At 64.0% G+C, this 26,961-nt stretch carries 25 protein-coding genes; 11 read left to right on the forward strand and 14 right to left on the reverse strand.

Translation table 11 applies throughout. From position 1 onward, the window contains the following. Positions 1-20: 20 nt before the first annotated feature. Together JGU71_RS01230 and JGU71_RS01235 are read left to right on the forward strand one after the other, a co-directional pair. Complete coding sequence (locus JGU71_RS01230) at positions 21-326, forward strand: hypothetical protein (RefSeq protein ID WP_199701198.1); 306 nt, start codon at positions 21-23, stop codon at positions 324-326. A 25-nt stretch (positions 327-351) separates the two neighbouring features. After that, positions 352-1,599, forward strand: a complete 1,248-nt coding sequence (locus JGU71_RS01235; RefSeq protein WP_199701201.1) for a glycosyltransferase 87 family protein — start codon at positions 352-354, stop codon at positions 1,597-1,599. Here JGU71_RS01235 and JGU71_RS01240 read toward each other — a convergent pair. Genes JGU71_RS01240 through JGU71_RS01275 form a run of 8 tightly spaced genes read right to left on the reverse strand, consistent with a single transcriptional unit; the run spans position 1,589 to position 12,450 of the window. Further along, on the reverse strand, positions 1,589-2,494 hold the full coding sequence (locus tag JGU71_RS01240; RefSeq protein ID WP_307829441.1) for a hypothetical protein: 906 nt from the start codon (positions 2,492-2,494) through the stop codon (positions 1,589-1,591). The genes JGU71_RS01235 and JGU71_RS01240 overlap by 11 nt on opposite strands. Beyond that, on the reverse strand, positions 2,491-3,099 hold the full coding sequence (locus JGU71_RS01245) for a nitroreductase family protein (RefSeq protein ID WP_307829442.1): 609 nt from the start codon (positions 3,097-3,099) through the stop codon (positions 2,491-2,493). Before JGU71_RS01245 ends, JGU71_RS01240 begins: the two co-directional genes overlap by 4 nt. Positions 3,100-3,125: 26 nt before the next feature. After that, the gene (locus JGU71_RS01250) at positions 3,126-4,106 is read right to left on the reverse strand and encodes a ScbA/BarX family gamma-butyrolactone biosynthesis protein (protein WP_199701204.1); all 981 of its coding nucleotides are present in this window, start codon (positions 4,104-4,106) and stop codon (positions 3,126-3,128) included. Then, positions 4,103-5,014, reverse strand: coding sequence for a nucleoside-diphosphate kinase (locus JGU71_RS01255; RefSeq protein ID WP_233528559.1), 912 nt, complete (start codon positions 5,012-5,014; stop codon positions 4,103-4,105). The genes JGU71_RS01250 and JGU71_RS01255 overlap by 4 nt, the downstream gene beginning before the upstream one ends. Before the next feature lie 44 nt (positions 5,015-5,058). Continuing rightward, complete coding sequence (locus tag JGU71_RS01260) at positions 5,059-6,147, reverse strand: SDR family oxidoreductase (RefSeq protein WP_199701207.1); 1,089 nt, start codon at positions 6,145-6,147, stop codon at positions 5,059-5,061. After that, complete coding sequence (locus tag JGU71_RS01265; RefSeq protein ID WP_199701209.1) at positions 6,144-6,392, reverse strand: acyl carrier protein; 249 nt, start codon at positions 6,390-6,392, stop codon at positions 6,144-6,146. The genes JGU71_RS01260 and JGU71_RS01265 overlap by 4 nt, the downstream gene beginning before the upstream one ends. Continuing rightward, entirely contained in the window at positions 6,389-9,733 is a 3,345-nt protein-coding gene (locus JGU71_RS01270; RefSeq protein ID WP_199701211.1) for an AMP-binding protein, read from the reverse strand. The genes JGU71_RS01265 and JGU71_RS01270 overlap by 4 nt, the downstream gene beginning before the upstream one ends. Continuing rightward, positions 9,730-12,450 carry a phosphoenolpyruvate synthase gene (locus tag JGU71_RS01275; protein WP_233528560.1) on the reverse strand — a complete coding sequence of 907 codons (2,721 nt, stop codon included), beginning with the start codon at positions 12,448-12,450 and terminating at the stop codon, positions 9,730-9,732. The genes JGU71_RS01270 and JGU71_RS01275 overlap by 4 nt, the downstream gene beginning before the upstream one ends. Positions 12,451-12,651: 201 nt before the next feature. Here JGU71_RS01275 and JGU71_RS01280 point away from each other — a divergent pair, with 201 nt between their 5' ends. The 3 genes from JGU71_RS01280 to JGU71_RS01290 all read left to right on the forward strand — a co-directional run bounded on the left by JGU71_RS01280 (position 12,652) and on the right by JGU71_RS01290 (position 14,260). Next, positions 12,652-13,266, forward strand: a complete 615-nt coding sequence (locus tag JGU71_RS01280) for a hypothetical protein (protein WP_199701212.1) — start codon at positions 12,652-12,654, stop codon at positions 13,264-13,266. A gap of 77 nt (positions 13,267-13,343) precedes the next feature. Further along, entirely contained in the window at positions 13,344-14,015 is a 672-nt protein-coding gene (locus tag JGU71_RS01285; protein WP_199701213.1) for an RNA polymerase sigma factor, read from the forward strand. Continuing rightward, the gene (locus tag JGU71_RS01290; protein ID WP_307829443.1) at positions 14,012-14,260 is read left to right on the forward strand and encodes an anti-sigma factor family protein; all 249 of its coding nucleotides are present in this window, start codon (positions 14,012-14,014) and stop codon (positions 14,258-14,260) included. Before JGU71_RS01285 ends, JGU71_RS01290 begins: the two co-directional genes overlap by 4 nt. 4 nt (positions 14,261-14,264) lie before the next feature. On the opposite strand, the gene ku is transcribed toward JGU71_RS01290, so the two are convergent. From ku to JGU71_RS01305, 3 genes are read right to left on the reverse strand one after another with little or no spacing between them, the layout of a single operon-like run. Further along, positions 14,265-15,158, reverse strand: a complete 894-nt coding sequence (gene ku, locus JGU71_RS01295; RefSeq protein ID WP_199701214.1) for a non-homologous end joining protein Ku — start codon at positions 15,156-15,158, stop codon at positions 14,265-14,267. Further along, positions 15,155-16,336 (reverse strand): lycopene cyclase family protein, encoded by a 1,182-nt coding sequence (locus JGU71_RS01300; RefSeq protein WP_199701217.1) that lies wholly within the window; start codon positions 16,334-16,336, stop codon positions 15,155-15,157. Before JGU71_RS01300 ends, ku begins: the two co-directional genes overlap by 4 nt. Positions 16,337-16,341: 5 nt before the next feature. Next, positions 16,342-17,067, reverse strand: coding sequence for a DUF2071 domain-containing protein (locus JGU71_RS01305; protein ID WP_199701218.1), 726 nt, complete (start codon positions 17,065-17,067; stop codon positions 16,342-16,344). Between the two features lie 186 nt (positions 17,068-17,253). On the opposite strand from JGU71_RS01305, the gene JGU71_RS01310 reads away from it, so the two are divergent. Then, positions 17,254-18,885 carry an ABC-F family ATP-binding cassette domain-containing protein gene (locus JGU71_RS01310; protein WP_199701220.1) on the forward strand — a complete coding sequence of 544 codons (1,632 nt, stop codon included), beginning with the start codon at positions 17,254-17,256 and terminating at the stop codon, positions 18,883-18,885. A gap of 101 nt (positions 18,886-18,986) precedes the next feature. Beyond that, positions 18,987-19,217 carry a helix-turn-helix domain-containing protein gene (locus JGU71_RS01315; protein ID WP_199701222.1) on the forward strand — a complete coding sequence of 77 codons (231 nt, stop codon included), beginning with the start codon at positions 18,987-18,989 and terminating at the stop codon, positions 19,215-19,217. Here the strand turns inward: JGU71_RS01315 and JGU71_RS01320 are convergent. After that, positions 19,214-19,714 carry a cupin domain-containing protein gene (locus JGU71_RS01320; RefSeq protein ID WP_199701224.1) on the reverse strand — a complete coding sequence of 167 codons (501 nt, stop codon included), beginning with the start codon at positions 19,712-19,714 and terminating at the stop codon, positions 19,214-19,216. The two genes, JGU71_RS01315 and JGU71_RS01320, sit on opposite strands and share 4 nt — an antisense overlap. A 79-nt stretch (positions 19,715-19,793) precedes the next feature. Here JGU71_RS01320 and JGU71_RS01325 point away from each other — a divergent pair, with 79 nt between their 5' ends. Then, on the forward strand, positions 19,794-20,303 hold the full coding sequence (locus tag JGU71_RS01325) for a MarR family winged helix-turn-helix transcriptional regulator (protein ID WP_199701226.1): 510 nt from the start codon (positions 19,794-19,796) through the stop codon (positions 20,301-20,303). A 63-nt stretch (positions 20,304-20,366) separates the two neighbouring features. Then, entirely contained in the window at positions 20,367-20,768 is a 402-nt protein-coding gene (locus tag JGU71_RS01330; protein WP_199701228.1) for a VOC family protein, read from the forward strand. A gap of 6 nt (positions 20,769-20,774) precedes the next feature. Here the strand turns inward: JGU71_RS01330 and JGU71_RS01335 are convergent, their stop codons facing one another. Further along, positions 20,775-21,356: a TetR/AcrR family transcriptional regulator gene (locus JGU71_RS01335; RefSeq protein ID WP_199701230.1), complete on the reverse strand. Its 582-nt coding sequence runs from the start codon at positions 21,354-21,356 to the stop codon at positions 20,775-20,777. An 82-nt stretch (positions 21,357-21,438) separates the two neighbouring features. Continuing rightward, the gene (gene acnA, locus JGU71_RS01340; protein ID WP_199701231.1) at positions 21,439-24,255 is read right to left on the reverse strand and encodes an aconitate hydratase AcnA; all 2,817 of its coding nucleotides are present in this window, start codon (positions 24,253-24,255) and stop codon (positions 21,439-21,441) included. Positions 24,256-24,554: 299 nt separating this feature from the next. Here acnA and JGU71_RS01345 point away from each other — a divergent pair, with 299 nt between their 5' ends. Further along, complete coding sequence (locus tag JGU71_RS01345; protein WP_199701233.1) at positions 24,555-25,103, forward strand: Rv1476 family membrane protein; 549 nt, start codon at positions 24,555-24,557, stop codon at positions 25,101-25,103. 348 nt (positions 25,104-25,451) lie between these two features. Beyond that, positions 25,452-26,936, forward strand: coding sequence for an NlpC/P60 family protein (locus tag JGU71_RS01350; protein ID WP_307829444.1), 1,485 nt, complete (start codon positions 25,452-25,454; stop codon positions 26,934-26,936). The last annotated feature ends 25 nt before the right edge of the window (positions 26,937-26,961 follow it).

The raw sequence follows: 26,961 nt of genomic DNA on the forward strand, positions 1-26,961 counted from the left end.
ATCGAACGTATGATCGAACAGTGGATCTACAGTCGATCGGATACAACGGGCAGCCGATCCGTGATCCGTTCCGTCGAGTCGATCCGCCGATCAAAGTGCTGGTCGACTTGACGACGCTGTTTCCGCGGCAGCCGCATCGCAGCGGCCGCTACAACCCGAGCGGCCTGCAGATGCACAAGGTGGTCGACGGTCGACTCACGTGCTGGGGGTTGTGCGAATCCGGCGACTGGTGGGGACTGGTGACCTACGAAATCGCCTACGGTTCGAAGAAGAAGGACGTGACGCACTGGGTTCCTGCCTGGGTCCTGCTTCCGGCGCGCAGCTGATGTCCAGCCGCTAGCCTGACGGGTGATGAATCCCGCGACCGAAGATGATGCGCGCGACCCCTCGTCGCGGTCCGGATACAAACCTCTCCTCCTGCTCGGGGCAGTCGCGGTTGTCATGACGGCGGTGCAGGCCGCGCTGTTGCGCTCGACGAGCATCTGGATGGCGGACTTCGGTGTCTACGACGCCGCCGGCCGAGCTGTACGCAACGGTGTTCCCCTCTACGACCTCGTCGTCGAGTCGTCGGCGTTCGGCGATATGGAATACACCTATCCGCCGTTCGCTGCGCTGCTGTTCACGCCTATGTCGATACTCGCACAGGGGCTTTCGCAGGTGCTGTGGGTATTCGTCTGCGTCGTGGCACTGAGCCTGGTCTGCTGGATCACGTTGGGCTGGTGCGGAATTGCCGACCGCAGTCGTCGACTTCGCTGGTCAGCGGTTGGCACGATCGCAGGTTCGCTACTCGTGCCCGTCCTGGCGAGTACGACGCTCGGGCAGATCAATATGGTCCTGCTCGCACTGCTATTGCTGGACGCGGCCGGTGTCGTACCGCAGCGTTGGCGAGGTGTAGCGACGGGTGTCGCTGCAGGAATCAAGCTGTGGCCGTTGCTGTTTCTCGTCTACAACCTGTGTATCGGCAGACGAGCGGACGCCGCGCGCGGGCTTGCCGCCTTCGTCGCGACACTCGCGGTCGGATTTGTTGCGCTGCCAACCGATTCGCGAACCTACTGGTTCGATGGTGTTTTCCTGCAGGCGAATCGGGTCGCCGACCTCGCCGACGTGCAGAACCAGTCGCTGCCGGGACTGCTCGCTCGAGCGTCGCAAACCTTCGCCACGTCGCACTGGTGGCTCCTCGTCAGCGCGGTCGCCGGGGTTGCTGGTCTGATCGGTGCGGCGGCGGTGCACCGGCGAGGCAACGACCTCGTTGCGACGATTGTCGTCGGCTACACAGCGCTGCTCGTGTCGCCTGTGACCTGGCCGCATCATTTCGTCTGGATCGTTCCGACGCTGATCTGGCTCTGCTGCGCGTCGTGGCGCTGTGTATCGCGGGTGGCCCGGGTGCTGACAATTGCGACGGCCGTCTGGTTCTACGTGCCGCTGTTCGTGGTTGCGGTGCCCACGGAGTGGACGGCGGAGGGTCGCTCATTCGCTATCTCCGAGCAGGTGGTGCTCGCAGCGACGGGCTACCTCGTCGTCACTGTCGTAGCTCTGGTGTCGCTGCCAGTGTGGCTGCCGACGTTGGCACCCTCCAGCGAGGACGACCTCACGCGGTAGCAGCCTGTGCGATCAACGTCGCGTACAAAGCGATGATGAAGACCACCGGTGGACCGAGTGGAAACGTCTCGCGTGGTGTGCGCAGGAACTCCCGCAGACCAACGAGTGGGATCACGATCAGCACCAACGGAATCCAGCCGATGACCGCTGCCGCGCCACCGAGTTGCCACGGCTGCGCGAGCAACAGGTCTGCCGCAACCGCAGCCGCGGCGAACAGCACTGTCGTGACCGCGCTGCCGGTCGCGCCGAGTGTGTTCGAATACAGCAACTGCTCCGGTGCAATCATTTTCGTGGTCTTGCGCGCAAACTCGAACTGGAGGAACGCGCCCGCGAAGATGATCGCTGTCGCGTAGGCCTGCCACTGCTGCTCTACCTGGCCGGTGTCGATCGCCGACACGACGACGTATGCCGTGACCAGAAGCTGCACCGGATAGGTGATGACGAGGTTGACCATGATGTTGCGTCGAACCGCAGGTACGGTTTCCTCCGCCGCCCACAGGAACAATCCGTACGCCAGCGCAGCGGTGATCGTCACAGCCGAAGCGACGGACAACGTGAGACTTGCTGCGACGGAGACAATTCCGATCAACGCCATCGACACGCGCAGTTCGGTCGCGCTTATCGCGCCGGTGACCAACGGTCGATCCGGATTGTTGATCCTGTCGTACTCGAGGTCCTTCTGCTCGTCGACCATCCGCAGATAAAGCAGAACCACCAGTACGACCAGTAGCCGAACCGCTGTCTCCCAGGTGGGATGCCAGCGGACGGGCACACCGGATACCAGCGCTGCCGTGCCCTCCAGCGCGAGCACCCACAGCAACCCGTACAGCGCATAGTGCGGTCGATACATGACTCTGACGAAGTCGACGATCCGCCCGACGGAGGAACCGTTCACTGTGTTTGCTCGCTCGAAGTCCAGCCGTTCCACGACGTCACCCGCTCCGCAGGTATCCGAGCGCCGGGGGAGACGTTGCCCGCCCGTAGATAGGCGACTGGCAGCAGAGCAACCTGCGTGACCGAGTCGAACGGAAGTCCGACCACATCGGCGACTGCACGCTCGTGTGCCAGATGGGCCGTCGTCAGACTTGTTCCCAGACCCTGCGAGCGCAACGCGAGCATAAAACTCCAGACCGCAGGAAAGATCGATCCGTAGAAGCTCGCCAGCTTCGCAGGCGACGTCGGTGGTCGGCCGCTCTGACACGCAAGTACCAGAGCGGGCACCTCGTGCAGATGATCGGCCAGGTAGGTGGCTGATTCGAAGTCCGCGAGTTGCTCCGGCGTCGGAACTCTGCCGGACAGATTCGCCGCGGAACCGAGCCTGTAGTAGTGAGCAATCGCCGCGCGAAGGTCGGGCTCGTCGATGACGACGAATCGCCAACCCTGCCTGTTGGATCCGCTCGGCGCATGCACGGCGAGGTCGAGACACCCCATGATCACCTCGCGCGGCACGGGGCGGGTGAGGTCCAGCTTTCGGCGGAACGTTCGTGTTGTCGTCAACACGTTTGCCACCGAGAGATCGCCCACGTTCAACGGTCGCTTCGAGCGCCGAACGGCAGCGTGAAGCCGAGTTCGAAATGCGCTGCGGTGCGGCCGAACTGATCGATCGTGGCCCTGATCGTGGCGTGGCCGTCGTCGACGGTGACGACCGTGGCCGTGATCTCGCTCGGTCGGTCCAGTTCGAGGAAGCCCGTGAAGTTGCTCTGCACGCTGTCGAGTGCGGCTGTTCCGCAACCGGTTCGACTGTTCAGCGCGGACACTCCCAGCTGTCGGCACGCTTCGATCTGCAACGAACCCGGCACGTGGTCGACGGGATGATCGAACATCGTTGCGTGGTTCGTGTCCGAGACGAGTGTTGCGATGGTCGCGTCACCGGCAGTCCGAGGCGACGAGATGACGACGTTCGACGCCAACTGTCGGCCGACTTCGGCCGGCGTAGCGCGGGTGCCGAGGGGGAGTGCTTCCGTGAACAGGTCGCTTAGTCCAGCAGCCTTGCGGACGTTGCGTCGCAACAGGTCCCATTGTTTGCGCTCGATCCAGGAGAACTTGCTGTCGACGCTCAGCATCCGCACGCCGCGTCGCGTCACCTCGACCTCGACGCTCAGACCGGTGAGCGCGTCGTCGGTCTTGTACAGTCGCGTGATGCGGGTGACGAGCTCCAATTCCGCAGGCTGGGCCTCGATTTCCCATACCGGCCCTGCCGCCGCTGTTCCGTTGAAGGTGCGCAGGAGAAAGGCGCGGTCGAACGGAATGCCGAAGTAGCTGTGCACCACCGCCATACCGGATTGGCGTGCGGCCTCCATCACCATCATCGGGTCGTACCGGAATTCGAGACCACCGGTGTGGTCGCCGAAGTAGGCGTGCGAGCGCGGCAACTGTGCGGTCGTGACGAATTCAGCTTCGCTGCGCGCGGCGATCGAGGTGACGAACACCTCGGCAATGGCGATACGGTGCACCAACTCTCGTGGGATGGTGTGCACACCCGACGGGCGCGAGATCGTCGTGGTCATGTGGTGCCTCCGTATCGGTTGGTGTGCCATTGTGCGGGTCCGACGGGGCCGAGGGTTTGCGTCCCGGTCGGAGTTCTCATCGGAAGTACTGCGGAGCCGACGACAAGCGTGGCCCACGGGTCGAGCCGGACACCGTGCTGCCAGCAAGCGAGGATCACAGCAGCCCAGCCGGCGTCCGACGTAGTGGCGACCTGCACCCCGTCGGCCGAATCCCGCACCGCCGCGGGCAGATTCGCATCCCGGAGTTGCTCGCGAAGCACCGCTTCGGCATGAGCGCGATCGAAACTGCGTGAGGGACAATCGGTGTAGATCTCCGAGCCGAGGTGCCGTGCGTCGCCGCTACGGTCGGCGCCCCGGACGGACTCGGCAATGACGGCGGCACGGTCGGATTCGGTGAGGTAGACCCCGAGTTCCCGAAGAACATCCGCAGGCTCGTCGGCGGTGTGCACCATGTTCAACAGGTAGCTGCTGCCGCCGAGCAGGTGCCGTAGCTCGCCGGGACGTCGTTTCGACGGAGCGGTCGGTCCCTTGCGGTCGGTCAGTCGGACCGACGTCGGTACCTCGTCAGCTGTATCGGTGACCACGAGCAGCAGCGCGGACGAAATGTCGACCAGCAGCTCGGCAAGCCGCCGACGTTCCGGTGATGCGATATTCCACTGGAAGTACCACAGCGCCCTCACCAGATGTCGGTCCGCGACGACCTTGCGTGCGCTGACGATACGAAAACTGTTCGCCTGCAACCACTCCACTGTCGGTTCGACGGCGCGGGCGGCGATGGCATCTGGTTTGAGAAACAGTAGACCGTGGCGATGCGCGAAGGTGTGCGCATCGATGTCCAGCGTCGCGAGTTGGTCGGCGGTTTCGAGGTAGTAGGTGTCGTGGGTGTATGCAGCGGACTTCTCGGGCATGGTCGTGAGAGTGTCCAAGGGCGTTCTGTGGTCGGCGGTCACGGTCATTTCTCACCCAATCCGTGTTGCCGGAGGATCTGTTCGATCGAGGGCAGCGTGTCACCGAGGTAGCCGGTTTCGAGGCAGCTGTCGAGTAGCAGTCGTAGGTACTCCTGACCCGTTGCCGGTGCTTTGATGCCGAGAATGTCGGCCGTATTGGTGTACTCGAAAGCCGGTCGACGATCGAAATACGTTGTGTACAGCGAACCGATCCGCGTGAAGTACTCGCGCTCGTCACGACCTAGGTCGTCGACCGAAAACGTAGACGGCGGAACGAACTTCGCGACAGCGAACGAGGGGTACTCGGCAAAGACGTCGGACACGTCCCGAAGCGAGAGCGCATCGCGCCCGACCGCATGGAACGTCGTACCGATGACGTCGTCGATGTTGTGCACGACCGCGGTGATCACGTCCGCGACGTGATCGACAGGGACGAGCGCGAGCGTCGCGTCGTAACGTCCTGGCAGCGAACGCAGTTTGGCTTCGACGATCAGCTTCACGACCGGATACAGATTCTTGTGGTCGCGGATCGCGCCGTCGCTTGCCAGCCCGGTGACGATCGACGGGCGGACGACGGTTGCTCGCAAACCCCGGGTGATCGCCTCCTTGACAAGCAATTCCGCGCGGAACTTGCTGTTCTCGTAGTCGTTGCCGAAGCGTTGACCGGTGTCGAGTTCGCTTTCACGAATCACACCGTTGCGGAGGCCGCACACGTACGCGGTACTGACGTAGACGAACGGAATGTCCCACTCGAGTGCCAGCGCGATCGCGTTGGCGGTGCCCGCAACGTTGAGTTCGTCGTACTCGGTTGTCGGCGCTCCGAAATCGGTTGTTGCGGCACAGTGCACGAGGCACGTCTGCGACCCGCCGAGTGCACGGCGAACGTTGTCCGAGAAACCGAACGACGGTCGGCGGACGTTTGCGTCGACAGTGTCGAATCGACTCGAATCGACGGTACTGCCGTCGTTGGCGACGAACGCCGAGTTGCTGTGCACCGCAGCGGTGACCGCGGTGCCCGCAGCGACGAGGCGAGCAAGGACCTCGACGCCGACCAGACCGCTTGCGCCCGTGAGCAGTACCTTGCCCGGCGTCACTGTTCGACCTCCTTGGCCATGGTGTTGTCGATCAACGTCACAACCGCGCCCGCTGTACGCACCCCGGCGAGTTGCTCCGGCCGGAACGGGGGCAGCGAAAAGGCGCGCTCCAGTACCACTGTCAGCTCCATAAGCCGGAGCGAGTCGTATCCCAGGTCTTCGACGAGACGCTGATCGTCGGTGACGGTCGTCGGACGGCTCGGTGCCATCGATGCGACCAGGCTGCGAACGGTGTCGTCGGTCATCGGCTTTCCTTCGCAGCGGTGGTGTTTTCGGAGACGGTGTGCGGCTGAATGCCGCCGGACTCGAGCAGGTCTCGCGCCTCGTCGATCGGTAGACGGCTGTTCAGGTAGCCGCCGAGGCGGAGCCAGTCGTAGCAGATGTCCAGTGTCGCGCGCCATTGCTCACGGGAGGCGAACGACGAAGGGAAGTCGCTGCCGTTCGCGATCTCACGAACGGAGTCCAGCAACTCGTCGAGGACAGCGAGATCGGTCTGCGCCGAATCGGCTGCGGTCGACTGCGGTGCGAAGCGCAGTCGTTGCGCCCGGTCGAGGCGTTCGAGCAATTCGTCGCGTTGCGGACCGGCCGGAAGCAGCCGCCGAATGGTCGTGCTCGGTGCAACATCTGCGGGAAGTGGATGTATACCGAACGCGGACAACACAACCCGTGTGCACATGGCGATCAGGCGATGCGCTGCAATGCCTGCGACCTGCCATTGGGAGTTCTTGATCGCTCCCGTGAGGTCTTCGCGGGCGTTCTCGGCTACGACGTTCGACCAGATCAGGGTGAGCGCCGCTTCGGCGAATCGCTGTGCAGGCAGTGGCGATAGCGTGGCGTGCTCGCCAGGAGTCCTTGCGGCACCGGCAATTCCGAGTGCGGGGACTGCGGTGCCGGGTGGCGGTGTGTACGGCGCGACGCCGTCGCACATCGCCAGTGCAGGTTCGATCGAACCTGCTCCGTGCCACCGTAGCCCGACGAAGCCGAGGCGTAGGAACTCGGCGAGCTCGCTTCGAACATCGCTGGGCGACCGGGCGATCACGGCTGCGAGGGACTGGCCGAAGACAACCGATCGCCACGCGGCGGCCGCGTGGTCGGACAGACCGAATACGTCACGTCGGTCCCGCACCACGTGCAGTCGCGAGCCGATCGGCCAGGTTGTGATGTCCGAAATTCGCCGTAGTCGAACAAGATTCGGGTCGTTCGGCACTGCAGGACCACCGGCTGCGACAGCGACGTCGAGTACACGATCGAGATAGGACTCCGCAGTGGAGCTGTCGGACATCAGGTCCCGATACGCGTCGATCAGCGGGTCGGGACCGATTCGGTCGAGCTGATGCGGAAGCCACTTCGATTCCAGATAGCCTTCGCCACGCGTTGCTGCCCAGGCCTTCAGCTGTTGGGTGAGGCCGTCACGAGCCCAGTCGCCGGCCTCCTCGCGCGCACCGAGGGCGTCGAGCGCCACGGCATAGCGGAGCGCCTGTGTGGCACGTTCGGTCCACCAGGCGCTGATCGCGACGGTGAACTCGTTGTACGGGAGAATGTTCCGGACAGCGTCGATGTCGACGTCGCCGGCCTGAACGATTCGGGCACGGTGAAAACGCTGTACCCGATTGAGCGTGTCTTCGTCGAGTTGCCCCGCTGCCAGGCGTTCGACTTGCCCACGCAGCTGTGCCAGTGACCGGGTGCGGATTTCGACGCGTCTGCCGTCGATGAACAACACCGTTGGCATGGTCGGCATCGGCTCGTCGCCGGGGGAGACGATCAGAAAGTCGATGTCGGACCCGTCGTTGCCGAAGCCTTCGGCGATGGAGCCTTCCAACAGGACTGTGCAGTTCGGCGGTACCGACACCAGTTCGGCTGCGCGGTCGAGCAACTCGCGGATGTAGTCGATCGACAGGATCAGGTTGTCGTCGGTCTCGAGCACCCCGGCGGTGAGCAGTTGCCACATGTGCCGACGCCGCGGCTTGCCACTCGACGTGCGACGGATCAGTCCACGCCGGCCGGTGACAACCCTGACCCGGCTCCCGCCGATCGCGGCATTCGCAGCGTGGCGTGCCTGCTCGACAAAGTCGGCATCGTGACCTTCGGATCGACGTTCGACGAACAGGACGATCTCGGCTACGTCGGGGATCGCAACTGCCGCAATGTTTCCGCGGGAGATCCCGAGGCTGTCGGCGACGCGAGCCTCCACGTCTTCCATGAACACCGACCGGCCCATGACCTTGGTACTCGTACCCATTCGACCGAAGACGAACAGCTCACCGGCGCAGAGGAATCCGGCATCTCCGGTGTGCAGTCGACCGTCCACGAACCGCGTCGTCGCGGTAGCTGCGTCGCCGGTGTAGCCACGGGCAACCGACGAACCTTCGACGACAACTTCGCCGAGGTGGCCATCGGGTAGCGGCGTTCCATCGGTGTCGACGATGGTGACCGTCGACGCGGCTGTGGTGGAGCCGAGGCCGGTCGTCCACCCGCTGCCCTCGATCTCGTCGCCGTCCGACAGTTCGCGACGTTCGAGAACGTCGACAGCGGAACCGAAGCGGAGCGTCGACGAATCGATACGCACCGCCTGCAGAGGCGCCGACCGCGACGACGACGTGACAAGCAACGTCGCCTCGGCGAGTCCGTACGCCATCGTGAACGTCGACAGGCGGAAACCGTTGCCGCCGAGCAATGCCGAGAAGGCAAGGGCGTCGGCGGCGGGAACTGGCTCGGAGCCGATGACCAACGATCGCCAGCCCGAGAGATCGATGCCACGCAGCTGTTCGGAGTCGACCCTGCGTCCGATGTAGCCGAGCGCGAAAGCGGGAGAGGGTGAATGCTGGGCGTACTGCATGGCTTGCAGCCACCGAGCGGGGTCGCGGACGAACTGGTCCGGTCGCATGAGGTAGAGGTCGCCCTGCCGTGCGACGGCCGTCAGCAATGCGCCGATCAAGCCCATGTCGTGATAGAGCGGCAGCCAGGATGCGATGGCATCGCCTTCGCGCCAACCGATCACGTCGCAGATCATGTCGATGTTGGCGTCGAGATTGTCCCACCCGACCTGCACGCCACGTGGCGTCGCCGTCGAGCCGGAGGTGAATTGCACGAGGCAGTGTTCGCCGGCCGGTGCGATCGCTGCAATGGGCTCGGCCGCGGCGACCGTTGCGTCGTCGAGCACCAACGCAGCGTCGGTCCTGCCCGCCGCCGCCATTGCGGCCGCAACCAGATCGACGACATCGGGGGAGGTCACCACGACCCGTGGCGCCGCCTGCGCAAGGATGCCGGACAAGTGCTCGGTATAGCGTTCGAGATCCTCGAACATCGGCGGCGAGATCGGCGTGAACGCGCCACCGGCGGACCATGTTCCGTAGAACGCGGCGATGCACAGCGCAGTTGTCGGTAGTACTACACACGCGCTGTCACCTGCAACGAATCCACGCCCCCGCAGCAACGACGCCACTCGGCGTGACCTGTCGGCCAGCTCGGCATAGGTATGGAATGCCCATCCGTCCGACTCGTCGGCGAGGTGCACACCGTGCCCGTCCGCAGGTGCTGTGAGCCAGTGGCGCAGCGCCGTTTCGGAACGGGACGTCGCGGCGGTCATTCCGCTTCTCCGGTGATGATGCGCACCGTGCCACCGGCGCCGTCGATCTCGATCGTCATGCCCGTTCGAACGAGGGTCGTGACGTCCTTGACCTGAACGACGGTCGGAATCCCGAGCTCGCGCGCAACGATTGCGACGTGGGTCAGCGGACTGCCGCGTTCGATCACAAGAGCAGACGCGGACGGCAGCGCCGCCACCCAACCCGGATCGGTCCGATAGGCGATCAGGATGCCGCCGGCAACGTCGCGCGGCTCGGTGACGACCACCGCCGTTCCTCGTACGACGCCTGCCGCCGACGGTGTGCCACGCAGAACCGAGCCGGTCTTCGCTGATTCTTTGTCGTGCACCGGGATCCAGCCCTGTGCCGTCAGCTCGGCGTCGCTCAGCGCAGGACCATGCGTCGTGAATCGTGACGGCGCAACCAGTTCCGCGTCCACGAGGCGCTGAGCTTTGCGAGCTGCAACCAGTCCGGCGAGCTCGGTGACGTCGGTGGTTCCCTCGTAGCAGCCGTGCAACTCGTCGAGCCGGAGGTAGAACACATCGGAGAACTCGTCGAGGACGCCGCGAGCGGTGAGGTCGCGGCCCATCGCGCGGATCATGCGCTTGACCATGCCGAAGGCGCGAGTTCTGCAGAAGCGCAACCGTTCCCGGTTGGCGAGCGCACGGCTGGTCTTGCTGCGTAGTGCCTCGTAGATCCTGCGGCGAACCCCATCGAGCCGCTCGTCGAGATAGGTGTCGGCATCGTTGCGACGACTCAGTGGCGCATCCGGCATGGCGCTGCGCAGCATGACGAACAGGCTCGCCGGATCCTCACGGAGATCGGGTGTCTCTAGCTTGAGCTCGTCGAGACTGCGGTACCCGAATCTGCTGATGTAGTCGTCGACCTGTGCGGCGAAATCCTGCCACGCCGGGCTCGACGACTTCGCCGCCTGCAGCGCCCCGTACGCCTCGTCCGGGAGAGTTGTATTGATGAACTCCGTCAATGCGGGGTCAGCTCGAACGAAGCGTGCCAATTCCGCCATCACCCGTGCGGGTTCGGCGGATTCGACGTCGGAACCCGGGCTGACGACGGCGTAGGTGAACCATTCCGGCGTGTCACGCAGGAAAAGTTTGGTGAGCGCGAACAACATTCCCGACGACGTCAGCAAGATCGCGTCGAGCACCATCATCGGTCCCCAGCGGTCGACCAGATCGCGTTCGCAGCGCCGGTACCGTGCGTAGACCTCGTCTCCCGACAGTGCGTTGTAGTCGATCGCCTCGTACTCGTCGTACACGCGGTAGAACTCGGTCATGAATCGCTCTGTTTTGCGGTCGATCTCGGCGAACCGCTTGATGTAGGTCGCGGTGGTGACGGTCCGCGCGACCACACGGCGGGCAACGGAGTCGAACACGAACGGCCGCAATGTTTTCGCGATGTCGTCGTCGAGGTTCTCGTCGACGCCGAGGGCAACTTCGAGGACCCGGCGATTCAACGGATAGCCGGGAGCGATCCCGACCATCCGATACCAGTGCAGCAGGTTGTAGTACACGCGACCGTGGAAGTAGCCGAGCATCGCGGGCGTCCACTCGTCGAGCTGGCGAAGCTCGTTGCGCGACACCCGAAGCGAGCGCGCGTAGCTGCGGTAGACACGTCCGTAGACGTCGGACGCCGTTGTGAAGGTGAGCGGCGAGCTGATCCCGCTGAAGCTCTCGATGATGTTGGAGTTGTCCCAGATTCGCATCGCGTCGTCGGTCACGGTCTCGGCAGCACCGCGTACGACACCGGACTCGGGGGAAACGACATCGTGCAGGGTCGTGATCGGGCGAGCCTGGACAACCCAGACGGCCGCGCCGTCGCTCACCCACTCGATATCGAGGGGACGGGTGTCGAACGATTCGATCGCGATGCCGAGCTGGACCAGTTCGGCGATTTCGACGTCCGACAACGACGGTTCGTTGCGCAGTTGCTCGGGAACGGGCGTCACGGTGCAGCCGTCGTCCGTCGCGGGCAGGTACTGCTCGGTCTTGTCGCCGACGACCCGGTCGAGTATCACGCCTGTGGCTCTGTCCACACGGACGTAGTCGGCATCGACGGCACCGGAAACCAGCCCTTCGCCGAGGCCGTAGACCGAACTGACTGCGACAACGTCGCGTGCGCCCGAGATCGGATCGGCGGTGAAGACGACACCGCTGGCCTTGGCCGATACGAGTTGCTGAACGATTACCGCAATACCGACATTCGATATCGGGGCGCCGTGTGTGAACAAATACCCGACCGAACGGTTCGAATAAGCCGATGCCCAACAACGCTGGACGCCACGCTGCACAGCGGCGAAATCGTTGACATTCAAATAGGAATCGAATTGACCCGCGTGCGACAACGCTGCGCCGTCTTCGGCAGCGCCGGACGATCGGACCGCGACGGCCCCGCCGCCGACCTCGGTGTAGGCGCGATCGACGAGCGCGCGGATCGCTTCCGGCAGTTCGGCATCCGTTATCCGCTGCCGCAGCGCTGTTGCCAGCCGCAGCGCCTCGTCTAGATCGGTTGCAGCGCATAGTGTTTCGAGATCAGCGTCCAGGCCGTTCGCGGTCATGAACGCGCCGAACACGTCGACGCCGAGCACAGCCCAATTCGGCACGCGAAACCCGTTGGAGGTCAACGTATGCAGGCCACGGGCCTTGCCTCCAGCGAGTTCGCCTACCAATTCGGCCGTCGACGTGGCCACCAAAATCTGCAAAAGTCACCCTCCCCGAGGCTTTTGGCAACGATGCCCCTATTTCTATGGGCACAGCGCCGAAAGAACGATTTCTATGTTCGATATCGCAGCTAATCGCATAAACGCAACATTGTCATCACCGACACCCGTACGGCGCGTCGGCGCAACGCGCACAATGGAGGAACCTGTCGGTCGTCGCGACCGGCCTGGAGGAGGTATCGGATGAACGACACGCTCGCCGCGACCCGCAGGTCACTGCACGGAATCATCGAACTCCTGATCGCCGGACCCCAGTATCGCCTGTACGAGTCGATCCGCCTGATCGTTACACCGCAGGGGATCGCCGGTGCGAAGATGCCGATCGCGATCGAAGCCACCGAACTCGTGACCCCACAGGGGCGATACCCGCTGACCGGCAGCTACCGGGCACTGGCTGCCGTCGCCGGAGTGGAGCCGGGCGGACCCGATGGGCTGTACACCGATACCTCCGGCGTCTCCGCCGACGAGGAACTGGAGATCGACCCTGCTGCGATGAGCCTCGTGCTCGGCTGGTTCAAGCTCGGCGACAGCGCGTTGCGCGCCTTCGCACCGACGCAGGACCCTGTGCTGTGGCCGGAGCATTTCGACCTCGGCATCGTCGTCGGCGACGTCAACTACGGAATCTCACCGGGCGACGACGCGCACCCGGACCCCTACGCGTACGTCGGTCCACACACGCCGCGGACCGGACCGTTCTGGAACGCGTCCTTCGGTGCCCAACGGGCCGTCGGGGACCTGCCGACCGCGGAATCGATCGTCGAGTTCTTCGAACAGGGCAGGCAGGAGGCGGCCGTGTAACGCTTTCGGCTGCTCTTCGCACTGTGCGGTATGAACGGGTCAGATTGCGACTTCGACATCCGACGTGAGGAGGTTCCATGCCGGTAGCGTTTGCCCCGATGACAGCTCACCTCGACTCCGACGATCAGGTCCGACGCGAGCGGCTACTTGTCGAACGACTTCGAGCGGGCGACGAGCGGGCGTTCGTCGAACTTGTCGAGGCCCACACACCGATGATGCTGCGCGTCGCGCGCGGCTACGTAGCCAACCACGAAACGGCCGAGGAAGTTGTCCAGGAGACGTGGATCGCGCTGGTCAAAGGCGTCGACAAGTTCGAAGGGCGGTCGAGTCTGCGGACATGGTTGTTCCGAGTTCTCGTCAACATCGCAAAGACAAGGGGCGTTCGCGACCACAACGTCGCTGTCGCAGAGCGGGCACCGTACCCGGCAGGCGCGTCGGTCGATCCGACTCTGTTCCGGACGGAAGACGATCCGTGGCCTCGGCATTGGGTGACGCCACCGCCGGCGTGGCTACCGACCCCGGAGGGTTCGGTACTGGAGGCGGAGATGCGTGACATCACCCGGCGTGAACTCGAGCGCCTACCCGAGCAGCAACGGCAGGTGGTCGCGCTGCGCGATGTCCTCGGCTTCGACGCGCAGGAGGTGTGCACCTTGCTGTCCTTGACGCCCGCGAACCAACGGGTTCTGCTGCACCGAGGTCGGACGCGCATCAGAGCGAGTCTGGCCGACTATCTAGGAGTCCACTCGTGACCGCCACGCCGATGGACTGCCAGGACCTGGTCGAACTGATCACCGCCTATCTCGACGATGCGTTGGACGAGCCGACGCGGCGGCGATTCGACGAGCACCTGGCCGAGTGCGACCCCTGCGTCGCCTACGTCGAGCAATTCAAGACGACGGTCGGCAGTCTGGCCTCGCTGCACACCGATGCACCGCAACAGTTGAACCCAGACTTCACGCTGCGACTGCTCAGCGCATTTCGCGACTGGAAGTAAACTCTCAGGCGCCTTTGCGAGCCCTGGTCGCCGTCGCTTTGGCCGGTGCCTTCTTCGCGGCAGCCTTCTTGGCCGGTGCTTTCTTCGCAGGCTCGCGTGTGGTGCTCGACTTCTTACCGGCTGCCGCGTCCACACTGCGTTGCAATGCAGCGACCAGGTCGACGACTTCGGCGTCCTCGGATTCCTCTTCGGCTTCGGCCGCGGGGATGACGGCCTTGCCGCCTGCCGCGACGGCATCCTCCAGCATCTTGCGCAGTTCGATTTGATAGTCGTCGGTGTACTCCGACGGATCGAAGTCGCCGGACATGCTCTCGACAAGCGTTTCGGCCATCTTCAATTCCTGGGGGCGCGGTTCGGAGACGTCGTCCAACGACGAAAACTCCGCTGCACGAACCTCATCCGGCCACAGCAGGGTCTGCAACACGAGCACGCCGTCGCGAACTCGCAGTGCAGCAAGCCGGGTCTTCTGGCGAAGAGTGAAATGCACGAGCGCGGTCTGGTCGATCTTCTCTAGCGTCTTCGCAAGCAGCACATACGCTTTCGGCGTCGCCGAGTCGGGTTCGAGGTAGTAGCTCTTGTCGAGCAGGATCGGATCCAACTGTTCGGAAGGTACGAACTGCAACACCGGGATCTCGTGCTTCTCGGCCGCGGGCAACTTGTTGAATTCGACGTCGGTCAAGATCACCCGATCACCTTCGGGGGATTCCCATGCCTTGTCGATGTCGGCGTACTGCACCGAGTTTCCGCACACCGAGCAGACTCGGTCGTACTTGATTCGACCGCCGTCCTTGGCGTGTACCTGGTGAAACTTGATGTCGTGATCGTCGGTGGCGGTGTACACCTTCACCGGAACGTTCACGAGTCCGAACGCGATTGAGCCCTTCCAGATCGACCTCATGTGTCCATGATGGTCGAATCCGACCGTTTAGGCGAGCGATTGCCTGGCAAGATCGTCGACTTCACGGCGATACTCCGCAGTCCCGGCGGGAAATGTGCGAACAACTTTCGCATCGCAACGGCGGTGCCCGCGAGGTCGTTGCGATCGGAAAGATAGGCCCGCTGTAGTTCGATCGGCAGGTCGAAGAACGTGGCGAAGAACGGCGCCACCTGCGCCGCGTCCATGCCGAGCAACATCTTGAGGCCAGCGCGACGCAGCTTGCGAACCCCGCGAGCGGGCAACGGCCACAACAGTTCTCGCAGGTCCTCGCCTCCGGCGATGGCTTTCGCGACCGGGTCGGCGAGGCCTAGCGCCATGGCGACGCTGTAGCCGGTTCCCGGGTGCATAAATCCGCCGCGTGAGCCGAAAGCTGTTGCGGTGCTCGTGAACAGCCTGCGTGGACCTGGTTCCACGGGAAACCGAACGCGTTCCAACCGTTCGGTTCCGTCGATTCGCACCCCTCGCGAGCGCAAACGCACCTCCAGGCGTGCGCGCAGCTCGCGCAGATGCAGACCGGGGCGACCGACGAGGCAGGTCTCCTCGAGTAGGATTTCGTCGCTGCCGAGCGGCACCGCATAGAGGAAAGACGGCGGATCCGTCGGCGAGGTGCCGTTGTCGCGACGCCAGTCCATAAACCACGCGGCGGCACCTTCCAGCGCGCGTCGCCCCGTCTCGCCATCGACGACGACGCCGAACGCGGTCTGCTCGGCTGTCGCCGGCGTCCGCGTCGTCCCGCGCGCGTCGATCACGGTTCCTGCGCGCAGGGTCGTGCCGTCGGTCAGCGTCACCGAGTCCTCGGCGACGTCGACCGCCGTTCCTGTCACGACGAAGTTGTAGTCGAACGAGAGCGAATCCTGCAGGCGGCGAGAATTCAGTACCGAGTAGGCGCGCGGAATCGTCTGCCGTCTTGTCGTCCAGACGTCCGGCTCGTCCGTCGTCGTCGCGATGACCGAGCGATCGAGCCAGTGCGGGAGTTCGTCGTCCCAGATGGCGTAGGTCGGTGTCCACGTTCGATGTGGATGTGTCTCGACGGCGCGAACCGACAAACCCGCTTCCGCGCAGCGATGGCTCAGTGCGAGACCGGCAGGACCGAGACCGACGACGAGAACGTCGGTCGGCGTCGTGTCCAGAGGTGCCATCGGACTCAGGACCTGGTCGAACCGACGGCGTCCGCGATCAGGCCGTGGTACTTCCAGACGTAGTGCGCATCGGTCGTCCGCAGGGCACTGTCGACCTGCGCACCGACGGCCAGGCAGTCGTCGACGAAGGTGCCACCGATCCACTCGATGAACAGCGGCTCGTAGGAGCCGTCGTCCTTGTGCAGGTCGAGAACCGTGAGGCGGCCTTCGTGGCGGGAGCGGCCGTAACTGCGAACCCCTGCCGCCATAAACGCGGCGAAATCGTCGAGGGTTGCGAAGACGGCGGACGAGAATTCGCCGCTCGGTCGCAGCGCGGCCTCGAACATGATGTCGTTGCCGTCCTGCACCCGCAGTTCGGTGGCTGGCGATTCGCGCTCGATCGCGATGTCGACGAGGCGATGCGGCGCCGCGAACCCGAGTGCCGACAACCGTGCGCCGACCGCAAAGTTCGTCTGGCGTTCCGGAACGAACACGGCCGGTTCACCCGACTCGGCGAGGATGGCATACCGCTGAGCGCAGGAGATACTGCGTGGACCGACGATCGGGGGGAGTGGTGCCAACGTCACGCCGCGGAGGTCGAGCATGCAGAACGACACCACCGCGTAACCGTTGACGACCTGCGGTGTGACGCAGGCTGGCAGTCGGTCGCGCAACACCTGCGGCGGCACCCTGAGATTGACGATGAACCGCTCGTGCATACGCGCGCTCACCGAGGGAAGGCGTGAACCCATGTGTGCTCAGAGCCTGCCCGACAGAACCTGGTCCCTCGTCATGTTCGGCAACGTTAGCGGAGTCACCACGAAGGTGGCAGGCGGCCTTGTCCGGAAGCGGTAAAATGGGTGGTTCTTGTGCTCGGAACCGGGCATCGACCCAGCTTCGAACCAACCGTGAAGCTCAGCCAACCCAAGGAGAACCCTGTGATTACCGCCACCGACCTCGAGGTCCGTGCCGGTGTGCGCACTCTCCTTTCGGCTCCGGGTCCGGCTCTACGCGTCCAGTCCGGCGATCGGATCGGCCTCGTCGGTCGTAACGGTGCAGGTAAAACGACCACACTGCGCATTCTCGCCGGCGAAGGCGAGCCCTATGCGGGTGCGGTGATCCGCTCGGGTGACGTCGGCTATCTGCCGCAGGATCCGCGCGAAGGCGATCTCGACGTTCTTGCGAAGGACCGAGTGCTCTCGGCACGTGGCCTCGATCAGATCCTTCGTGACCTCGAGAAGCAGCAACTGCTGATGGCCGAGGTGGTCGACGAGACCGAACGCGACCGCGCGGTCCGTAAGTACGGGCAGCTGGAAGAGCGGTTCTCCTCGCTCGGTGGTTATGTCGCCGAGAGCGAAGCTGCCCGCATCTGCAACAGTCTCGGACTGCCCGATCGCGTGCTTGCCCAGTCGCTGCGCACGCTGTCCGGTGGTCAGCGCAGACGTATCGAACTCGCCCGAATCCTGTTCGCTGCCTCCGACGGTAGCGGCGGTCGGTCGGACACGGTCCTGCTGCTCGACGAACCGACCAACCACCTCGACGCCGACTCCATCACGTGGCTGCGCAGTTTTCTGCAGAGCCACGACGGTGGGCTGATCGTGATCAGTCACGATGTCGAACTGCTCGCCGACGTCGTCAATCGGGTGTGGTTCCTCGACGCTGTTCGCAGCGAGGCCGACATCTACAACATGACGTGGCAGAAGTACCTCGACGCGCGGGCGACAGACGAGCAGCGTCGGCGTCGCGAACGCGCCAATGCCGAGAAGAAGGCAGGCGCACTTCGGGTGCAGGCCGCGAAGATGGGTGCCAAGGCAACCAAAGCTGTTGCTGCACAGAACATGGCGAAGCGCGCGGACAAGTTGATGGCAGCCCTCGACGACGTCCGCGTCTCCGACAAGGTTGCCCACATCCGTTTCCCGGAACCGGCTCCGTGCGGGAAGACGCCGCTGATGGCCGAGAACCTCACGAAGGTCTACGGCTCGCTCGAGATCTTCACCGGTGTCGACCTCGCCATCGACCGCGGTAGCCGCGTAGTCATCCTCGGCCTCAACGGTGCGGGTAAGACGACGTTGCTTCGTATTCTCGCCGGTGTCGAGACTCCGGAGGCGGGTTCGATCGTGCCGGGGCATGGCCTCAAGATCGGCTACTTCGCGCAGGAACACGACACCCTCGACGACACCGCCAGTGTGTGGGACAACATTCGCCACGCGGCCCCGGACGCGGGGGAGCAGGACCTGCGCTCGCTGCTCGGTGCGTTTATGTTCACCGGGCCGCAGTTGGAGCAGCCTGCGGGCACGCTCTCCGGTGGCGAGAAGACGCGACTCGCGCTGGCAGGTTTGGTGTCGTCGGCAGCCAACGTGCTGCTGCTCGACGAACCGACCAACAACCTCGATCCGATCTCGCGCGAACAGGTGCTCGACGCGTTGCGCAGCTACGCGGGCGCAGTCGTTCTCGTCACGCACGATCCTGGTGCCGCCGACGCTCTTTCCCCCGAGCGCGTGATCCTGCTGCCCGACGGAACCGAGGATCACTGGTCGGCCGAATACCTGGAACTCATTCAGTTGGCGTGAAACTTGTTCGACTACTCGCGAGTAGCAAGTCGATGGTGGTTGATCAGCTCGAGGTGAGTGTCTAGCCTTGGATCTACGCTGGTCAGCGACTGGAGGACGCCATGGGCGAACGTGCAGGACTACCCAAAGGCGCCCGCGTGACGGGCAAGTCCAGAGACAAGCTGCAGAGTCAGCTCAAGAAGCAGTACGAAGCCGGTGCGAGCATCCGCTCCCTCGCGCAATCGACGGGGCGATCGTACGGCTTCATCCACAACGTCCTCGTCGAGTCGCACACGCAGTTGCGTAGCCGTGGCGGGGCGAATCGTAGAAGGGCCTCTGCCGCAGCCGGTTAGGCCTGTGCGGCGACTGTTCGGCCCGCGGTGCGCTCCTGCCACCAGTTCGGCGCGTCGACGAAGTGGTTGTCGTAAAGCTCTTGTGAGGCAGCAAGATCGGCGAGTGTCGCCGTGCCGTCCTGGATGCGTCCGAGCAACCGGAAGTAGTCGAATCGTTCGACCCCGGGTGTCAGGGCGATGAGAAGTCGTGCCGACGTGCCCGGTGCGGCACCGAATGCGTGCGTCATCCGTTTCGGGACCACCGCGGACCCGCCTGCGCCGACCGTCACGATGCGGTCGTCGAGAAGGATCTGAATCTCGCCGTCGATCACGTAGAAGAATTCCGACGATCGGGTGTGGAAATGCGGTGCGGCACCGTCTGCGCCTAGGTCCAGCCGGACTTCGAGGGTGGATAGAGCACCGCCCGTGCTGCTCGCGTCGAGGAGCAGGTGGGTCGACACGTGTTCGTTGCCGATGACCTCGACGTCGCTCGGTTGTACAACCGCTGCGTGTTCCATGGTGTCCTCCGTATCGCCGAGATAATTCGGTGAAAGATAATTCGCTACCGAACTATATGCCAGCGAATAAGATACGTCCATGGCAGCGCAAGGAAAAGTCGACCGAGTCGATGTGATCGTCGATCAGTGGTCGCGAGAACGACCGGACCTTCCGACGGAGGCGATGGGCATCTTCGGCCGTCTAGGTCGGGTCGCAATGCTGCTCGAGGCCGCGATAAACGCGACGTTCGATCGGCACGGTCTCCAGCGCGGGGAGTTCGATGTGCTTGCAGCACTGCGTCGTTCGGGAGCGCCCTTCGAACTGAACCCCTCGGTTCTCGCCGAAACGATGATGCTCTCGCGCGCAGGCATGACCGGTCGGCTCGATCGGCTCGAAGGTGCCGGACTTGTCCGCCGCATTGCAGACTCGGCAGATCGCCGTAGCGTTCGGGTTGCGCTGACACCCTCGGGACGGTCCCTGGTCGACATCGTCGTTGCCGACCACGTCGAGAACGAGGAGCGGTTGCTCTCGGTGTTGGCCGCGAAGGATCGGCGGGAACTCGATCGAATCTCGCGGCTGCTTCTGGCAGGTCTCGAAGCAGGTACTTGACTCTCCAGCAACGGGAGGCCAGATGGTTGTGCTGTCGCTGGAAACAACCAGAAGGAGCCCGACATGTTCTCCCTGTACCCCGTCATCTGCGCCTCCGACGTAGCGCTCAGCCGCGACTACTACCGCGATCTGCTCGGCATGAAGGTCGTCTTCGATTCGGGTTGGTTCGTCCACCTGCAGGACCCGGCGAACGAGACGGTTCAGTTGGGCATCGTCGCCCGCGAGCACGACACCGTCCCCGTCGGCTATCGAACCGCGCCTTCGGGAGTGCTGGTCACCGTCGAGGTCGACGACACAGACGCGATCCACACCAGGGCCGTCGAACACGGACTGACCATCGTGATGCCGCTGCGCAGCGAAGAATTCGGCCAACGCCACTTCATGACAGTCGACCCGGACGGCTTGCTCGTCGACGTCGTGACGGTGATTCCGTTCAGCGAAGAGCAGGCTGCGTTCAGCGTGTGAGCGAGGTCAGTTCTCGAGCGTCGGACTCTGCGTGCGCACCGATGCTTCGACGAGATCGAGTACAGCCGAAAGGTTCTCGCTGACATGTCCGGATGCGATGCGCGCAATCAGGCCGTCGAGCACAAGGTCGAGATAGCCGAGCAGAACGTCGGTCGGTACGTCTTCACGTAGTCGACCCTCCGACTTGCGCTGTTCCAATCGTGCGATCGTCGCTGCGGTGAGTTCTTCGGACCGCTGCTCCCAGTTGCGGCGGAATTCGGTGTCGGTGCGGAGACGCCGCGCGATCTCCAAACGTGTTCCGAGCCAATCGAACTGCTCCGGATGCGCCAGCATGTCACGCATCACCTGAACCAGACCCTGGGTCGCTGCGACCTCGGCCATCCGTGCCGCGTCCTCCCTGGCCAACGCAAGGAAGAGCGCGTCCTTGTCACGGAAGTGGTGGAAGATCGCACCGCGAGACAGCCCGGTAGCTTCCTCGAGCAGCCGGACAGTTGCGCCGTCGTAACCGAATTCGGCAAAACAACGTCGCGCGCCGTCGAGAATCTGACTACGGCGCGCGGCGAGATGGTCATCGCTGACCTTGGGCAAAAGGCCTCCTTCGTAGGGCCTGCGGCCTCGTGAGTCTTTTCGGAGGGCGGGCCCTCCAAAAAGACTCACGAGCGCGAAGCGCCTAGGAGCGGACCATGTTCCGCAGCACGTACTGCAGGATGCCGCCGTTGCGGTAGTAGTCCGCCTCACCCGGTGTGTCGATGCGGACAACCGCGTCGAACTCCACCTTGGAGCCGTCTTCCTTGGTCGCAGTGACGTGCACCGTCTTCGGGGTCTTGCCGTCGTTCAGCGCCGAGATGCCGTCGATGTCGAAGGTCTCCGTGCCGGTCAACTTCAGGCTCGAGGCAGATTCGCCCGCCGGGAACTGCAGCGGGACAACGCCCATGCCGATCAGGTTCGACCGGTGGATACGTTCGAACGACTCCACGATGACGGCCTTGACGCCCAACAGGCTCGTGCCCTTGGCCGCCCAGTCGCGCGAGGATCCGGACCCGTATTCCTTGCCACCGAGCACGACAAGCGGGATGCCGGCCGCCTGGTAGTTCTGCGACGCGTCGTAGATGAACGACTGTGGTGCGCCGTCCTGGGTGAAGTCGCGGGTGTAACCACCCGAAACATCATCCAGCAGTTGGTTCTTCAGGCGGATGTTCGCGAACGTGCCGCGGATCATTACTTCGTGGTTACCGCGACGAGAGCCGAGCGAGTTGTAGTCCTTGCGCTCGACGCCGTGCGAGTCGAGGTACTGCGCGGCCGGGGTGCCCGGCTTGATCGGACCGGCCGGGCTGATGTGGTCGGTCGTGACCGAGTCGCCGAGCAGCGCAAGCACACGAGCGCCCTTGATGTCGGCGACGGGAGTCGTCTCCATCGTCATACCCTCGAAGTACGGTGCCTTGCGCACGTAGGTCGAGTTCTCGTCCCACTCGAAGGTGTCGCCCTCCGGGGTCTCGAGCCCCTGCCAGCGGTGATCGCCCGCGAAGATCGTTTCGTAGGACGAGGAGAACATCTCACGGTTGATCGCGGACTTGATCGTGTCGTCGATCTCCTGCGCGGACGGCCAGATGTCCTTCAGGAACACGTCGTTGCCGTCGGAGTCCTGGCCGAGCGCGTCGTTCTCGAAGTCGAAGTCCATCGTGCCTGCGAGACCGTACGCGATCACCAGAGGCGGCGACGCCAAGTAGTTCATCTTGACGTCGGGGGAGATGCGACCCTCGAAGTTGCGGTTACCCGACAGCACGGCAGTGACGGTGAGGTCGTTGTCGTTGATCGCCTTGGAGATCGGCTCCAGCAGCGGTCCGGTGTTACCGATACACGTGGTGCAGCCGTAACCACCGAGGTAGTAGCCGAGCTTCTCGAGGTAGGGCCACAGGCCGGCCTTCTCGTAGTAGTCGGTGACGACCTGCGAACCGGGTGCCATGTTGGTCTTGACCCACGGCTTGGTCGTGAGACCCTTCTCGACCGCATTGCGAGCGAGCAGTGCCGCGCCGAGCATGACCGACGGATTCGAGGTGTTGGTGCAGGACGTGATGCCCGCAACCACGACGGCGCCGTGGTCGAGGATGAACTCGCCCTTCTCGTCCGTGGTGACCTTGACCGGCTTGGTCGGACGGCCCTCTGCGCCGTTGGCAGCAGACGCAACGTCGACAGCACCGTCGTCCGCGAACGACAGACTCGCCGAATCGCTGGCCGGGAACGACTCTTCGATGGCTTCGTCGAGCTGCGAGTGCGGCGTCGCTGCCGAGTGGCCCTCTGCGTCGTTCGTGTAGTTGTGAATGTCCTTGCGGAAGGCGATCTTCGACTCGCTGAGCAGGATGCGGTCCTGCGGGCGCTTCGGTCCGGCGATCGACGGGACGACGGTGGAGAGGTCCAGCTCCAGGTACTCGGAGTAGACGGGCTCCTTGTCGGCGTCATGCCACATGCCCTGTTCCTTCGCGTACGCCTCGACGAGAGCAAGCTGCTCGTCGCTGCGGCCGGTGAGGCGCAGGTAGTTGATGGTCTCGCCGTCGATCGGGAAAATGGCTGCGGTGGAACCGAATTCGGGGCTCATGTTGCCGAGTGTCGCGCGGTTCGCCAGGGGAACCTCGGCGACACCCTTGCCGTAGAACTCGACGAACTTGCCGACCACGCCGTGCTTGCGAAGCTGTTCGGTCACGGTGAGGACGACGTCGGTCGCGGTGACGCCCGGCTTGATCTCACCGGAGAGCTTGAAGCCGACCACACGCGGAATCAGCATGGAGACGGGCTGGCCGAGCATGGCCGCCTCTGCCTCGATGCCGCCGACGCCCCAGCCGAGCACACCGAGACCGTTGACCATGGTGGTGTGGGAGTCGGTGCCGACGCAGGTGTCGGGGTAGGCCTGGCCGTTGCGGACCATGACGGTCGGCGCAAGGTACTCGATGTTGACCTGGTGCACGATGCCCATGCCAGGGGGGACGACCTTGAAGTCGTCGAACGCGCCCTGACCCCAGCGCAGGAACTGGTAGCGCTCGCCGTTGCGCTGGTACTCGAGATCGACGTTGCGCTCGAGTGCGTCGGCCTGGCCGAAGACGTCGAGGATGACCGAGTGGTCGATGACCATGTCGGCGGGGGAGAGCGGGTTCACCTTGCTCGGGTCGCCACCGAGCGTCGCGATCGCCTCACGCATGGTGGCGAGGTCGACAATGCAGGGCACGCCGGTGAAGTCCTGCATGATCACGCGGGCGGGGGTGAACTGGATCTCGGTGTCCGGATCCGCGGACGGATCCCAGTTTGCAATGGCGCGAATATGGTCCTCGGTGATGTTCGCGCCGTCTTCGGTACGAAGCAGGTTCTCCGCGAGGACCTTCAAGGAATAGGGAAGTTTTTCGGTGCCAGGCACGGCCGAGAGTCGGAAGATCTCGTAGGAGTTGTCTCCGACCTCGAGGGTGCCCTTGGCGCCGAACGTATCAATGCTTGCGGTCACGTCAGCTCCACTCAGGTGAGGGTCGCCGCCGACGGGGCTGTGTCGACGGCTCGTTGAGGCTTGTGGACCGAGGATTCGGCTTTCAACCTCGCTCCCGAGTCTAACAGTACGCTTGTCCTGTGAAACCGCGGGGCGGAATCGACGAACTGAAAATCTTGGAACGACTCGCCTCGCCGGAAGTCGATCGGAGCGGGATCGACTGACCCGTTCGCGTAGTGTGCAACGAGTCTCGACTCGACCGACATCGCTCTTCGACCGCCTGTGCTCACGCACCCTCGACCGAACCGGATGAACCGCCTGTGTCCTTTGTTACCTCGTTCCAGCCTGCTCGCGCAGAGTTGCCTCCGAATATCGACGTCGACGAGATAGTCGCCGATCTCGCGGGCGACCACGTCGCAGCCGAGGGCAAGACCACGAAGGAAACAGCCGAATTGGTCGACATCGTCGAGCAAGCGCAGTCGGCGGGCATCGAGCTCTCCATCATCGTGATCCCCGCCAACCCCGGTCACGATTCGATGTTGCGAGACCTCGCGACCGAGGTCGGTAAGCAGGAGGGCGGCACCGTCGTCGTGCTCAGCCCCGACTGGATCGGGACCTACAGCACGACGATCAGTCGGGTCCAGCTCGAGACCGCAGAGGACCCGGCCAAGAATCAAGGTGGAAATTCGACGGTCGCGGCACAGAAGTTCACAGACGAGCTGATGACGGACAGCCTGCCGTGGACTGCGATCACAGCAGTGCTGCTTGCCGTGACGGTTGCTGTGGTTGCCGGGCTGTATGTCGTCAAATCCCGCAGGGACGAACCCGTAGTAACTCCGTCGACCGAAAAGTCGGAAATTCCCGATTAGGTAGAAATCATCGGGCATCGATTCGAATCAGGCTGCACTCGAAAAGAGTGCAGCCTGACTTTTTTGGCCGTATTCCGAGCGGGTTCTCCGCTGAAACCACGAGCATCCACCGCATCGTCGCAGGTAGAGGGCAACAAATTACGTCGATGTTATTTGTTACTGGAGTTCCTTTAGCGGCAAAAGTGTCGTACGGTGCCATTGACACTCTTGGGGAAGAAGTGTCGCAAAGAGTGCGAAGTGGTCCCGAGTTTCCAGTGATTCAGGACGGTTCGAGTGCTCGACGGTGTGCGTCTTGTGCCGGTTTGCGTCCGTTTTTCCCGTGGGCTCAGTGGACCGAGGGAGAGATTTGTGAAGCAGAAGTCGAGCAGCCGCGGCCGGCCGCGGACAGCTACGACTGCGGCGCGGGCTTTGATCGGCATGATCGTCGCCGTCGCCCTTGCCGCTGCCGTACCTGGTACGAGCGCCGCGGTCCCGCCACCACCGCCCAATCCCAGCGACTCCGACATCGCGCAGGCCGACACGCAGGTGCAAGCGCAACTCGGCAACGTCGGCGAGCTGATCAATCGGGTCGCCGCCGCGAACGAGCAGCTTCGCCAGCTCGACGACGCGGTTGCGGCAAAGCGTGAAGAGGTCAACAAGGCCCTCGTCGACCTGCAGAACGCGCGCAGCGCGGTCGATGCCGCCGCCGCTTTCGTCGGCACCGCTCAGCAGGCACTCGTCGACGCCGGCGCCCAGATCGAGCAAGCTCAGACACGTTTCGACGGCTACGCGGCACAGTCCTACATGCAGGGCAACGCCGGCGCGGCCTCGGTCGGGTCCTACCTCGGATCGAAAACTCCCGACGACGTCATGAACCAGGCGCAGTTGCTGCAGCTTGTGTCGTCGAGCCAGGAAGCCGTCGTCGACAACCTGCAACGGGCCCGCACTGCACAGGCGAACAAGGACTCGTCCGCCCGCAAGGCGAAGCAGGACGCCGACGTCGCCGCAGCCGACGCCGAGGCGAAGAAGGGCGAAGCGGAACAAGCGATTGCGGTCGCCCAGTCCGCACTTGCGGAGCAGGCGAACCGCAAACAGCAGATCGAGGATCAACGCGCGTCCGCACAGGCACAGCTCGACGCAGCGCGGTCCAACGTCGCGGGATTGCAGGATCAGCGCTCGAACTACGAGCAGTGGGACACCCAGCGGCAGTTCGAAGAGCAGGCAATCGCCGCCGCCGCCGAAACGGCCCAGGAACTCGCACTGCAGGCCGCTGCTCGCGTAGCGGCGAACCAGGCCGCGCGTGACCGCGCCGCAGAACTCTCGTCGGGGCAGCGGCCGCACACCCAGGTCGAAGACGACGACGAGGATTCGACGCCGGCGCCCAAGACCAAGTCGAAGCCGAAGAGCAAGACGAAGCCGAAGGTAACGGGTTCCGCGGCAGTCGAGACCGTGATCGACCGCGGTATGTCGCAACTCGGCGTGACCTACGCATGGGGCGGCGGCGACGAAAACGGCCCGACCAAGGGCATCAAGGACGGCGGCGTCGCCGACAGTCACGGCGACTACAAGAAGGTCGGCTTCGACTGCTCGGGGCTTATGGTCTACGCCTTCGCCGGTATCGGGATCTCGCTTCCGCACTACAGCGGCTACCAGTACACCTCCGGTGAGCAGGTTCCGATCGACGAGATGGAACGCGGCGACATGCTCTTCTGGGGACCCAACGGCAGCCAGCACGTCGCGCTCTACCTCGGCAACGGCGAGATGCTCGAAGCGCCGCAATCAGGCGACGTGGTCAAGATTTCCCCTGTTCGTGAGGGTGGAATCATGCCGTACGCGGTCCGCCTGTACGACTAGTCGAGAGCACCGCCCCATCGTGGCG

This window comes from Antrihabitans stalagmiti, assembly GCF_016482825.1.
Classification (GTDB): domain Bacteria; phylum Actinomycetota; class Actinomycetes; order Mycobacteriales; family Mycobacteriaceae; genus Antrihabitans; species Antrihabitans stalagmiti.

What these genes read in the sequence shown, in the direction of transcription:
- JGU71_RS01235 (WP_199701201.1), top strand. Translation starts at nt 352, where the DNA reads ATGAATCCCGCGACCGAAGATGATGCGCGCGACCCCTCGTCGCGGTCC.
- JGU71_RS01250 (WP_199701204.1), bottom strand. Translation starts at nt 4,106, where the DNA reads ATGACCACGACGATCTCGCGCCCGTCGGGTGTGCACACCATCCCACGA.
- JGU71_RS01255 (WP_233528559.1), bottom strand. Translation starts at nt 5,014, where the DNA reads ATGCCCGAGAAGTCCGCTGCATACACCCACGACACCTACTACCTCGAA.
- JGU71_RS01265 (WP_199701209.1), bottom strand. Translation starts at nt 6,392, where the DNA reads ATGACCGACGACACCGTTCGCAGCCTGGTCGCATCGATGGCACCGAGC.
- JGU71_RS01270 (WP_199701211.1), bottom strand. Translation starts at nt 9,733, where the DNA reads ATGACCGCCGCGACGTCCCGTTCCGAAACGGCGCTGCGCCACTGGCTC.
- JGU71_RS01280 (WP_199701212.1), top strand. Translation starts at nt 12,652, where the DNA reads ATGAACGACACGCTCGCCGCGACCCGCAGGTCACTGCACGGAATCATC.
- JGU71_RS01285 (WP_199701213.1), top strand. Translation starts at nt 13,344, where the DNA reads ATGCCGGTAGCGTTTGCCCCGATGACAGCTCACCTCGACTCCGACGAT.
- ku (WP_199701214.1), bottom strand. Translation starts at nt 15,158, where the DNA reads ATGAGGTCGATCTGGAAGGGCTCAATCGCGTTCGGACTCGTGAACGTT.
- JGU71_RS01300 (WP_199701217.1), bottom strand. Translation starts at nt 16,336, where the DNA reads ATGGCACCTCTGGACACGACGCCGACCGACGTTCTCGTCGTCGGTCTC.
- JGU71_RS01305 (WP_199701218.1), bottom strand. Translation starts at nt 17,067, where the DNA reads ATGGGTTCACGCCTTCCCTCGGTGAGCGCGCGTATGCACGAGCGGTTC.
- JGU71_RS01315 (WP_199701222.1), top strand. Translation starts at nt 18,987, where the DNA reads ATGGGCGAACGTGCAGGACTACCCAAAGGCGCCCGCGTGACGGGCAAG.
- JGU71_RS01320 (WP_199701224.1), bottom strand. Translation starts at nt 19,714, where the DNA reads ATGGAACACGCAGCGGTTGTACAACCGAGCGACGTCGAGGTCATCGGC.
- JGU71_RS01325 (WP_199701226.1), top strand. Translation starts at nt 19,794, where the DNA reads ATGGCAGCGCAAGGAAAAGTCGACCGAGTCGATGTGATCGTCGATCAG.
- JGU71_RS01330 (WP_199701228.1), top strand. Translation starts at nt 20,367, where the DNA reads ATGTTCTCCCTGTACCCCGTCATCTGCGCCTCCGACGTAGCGCTCAGC.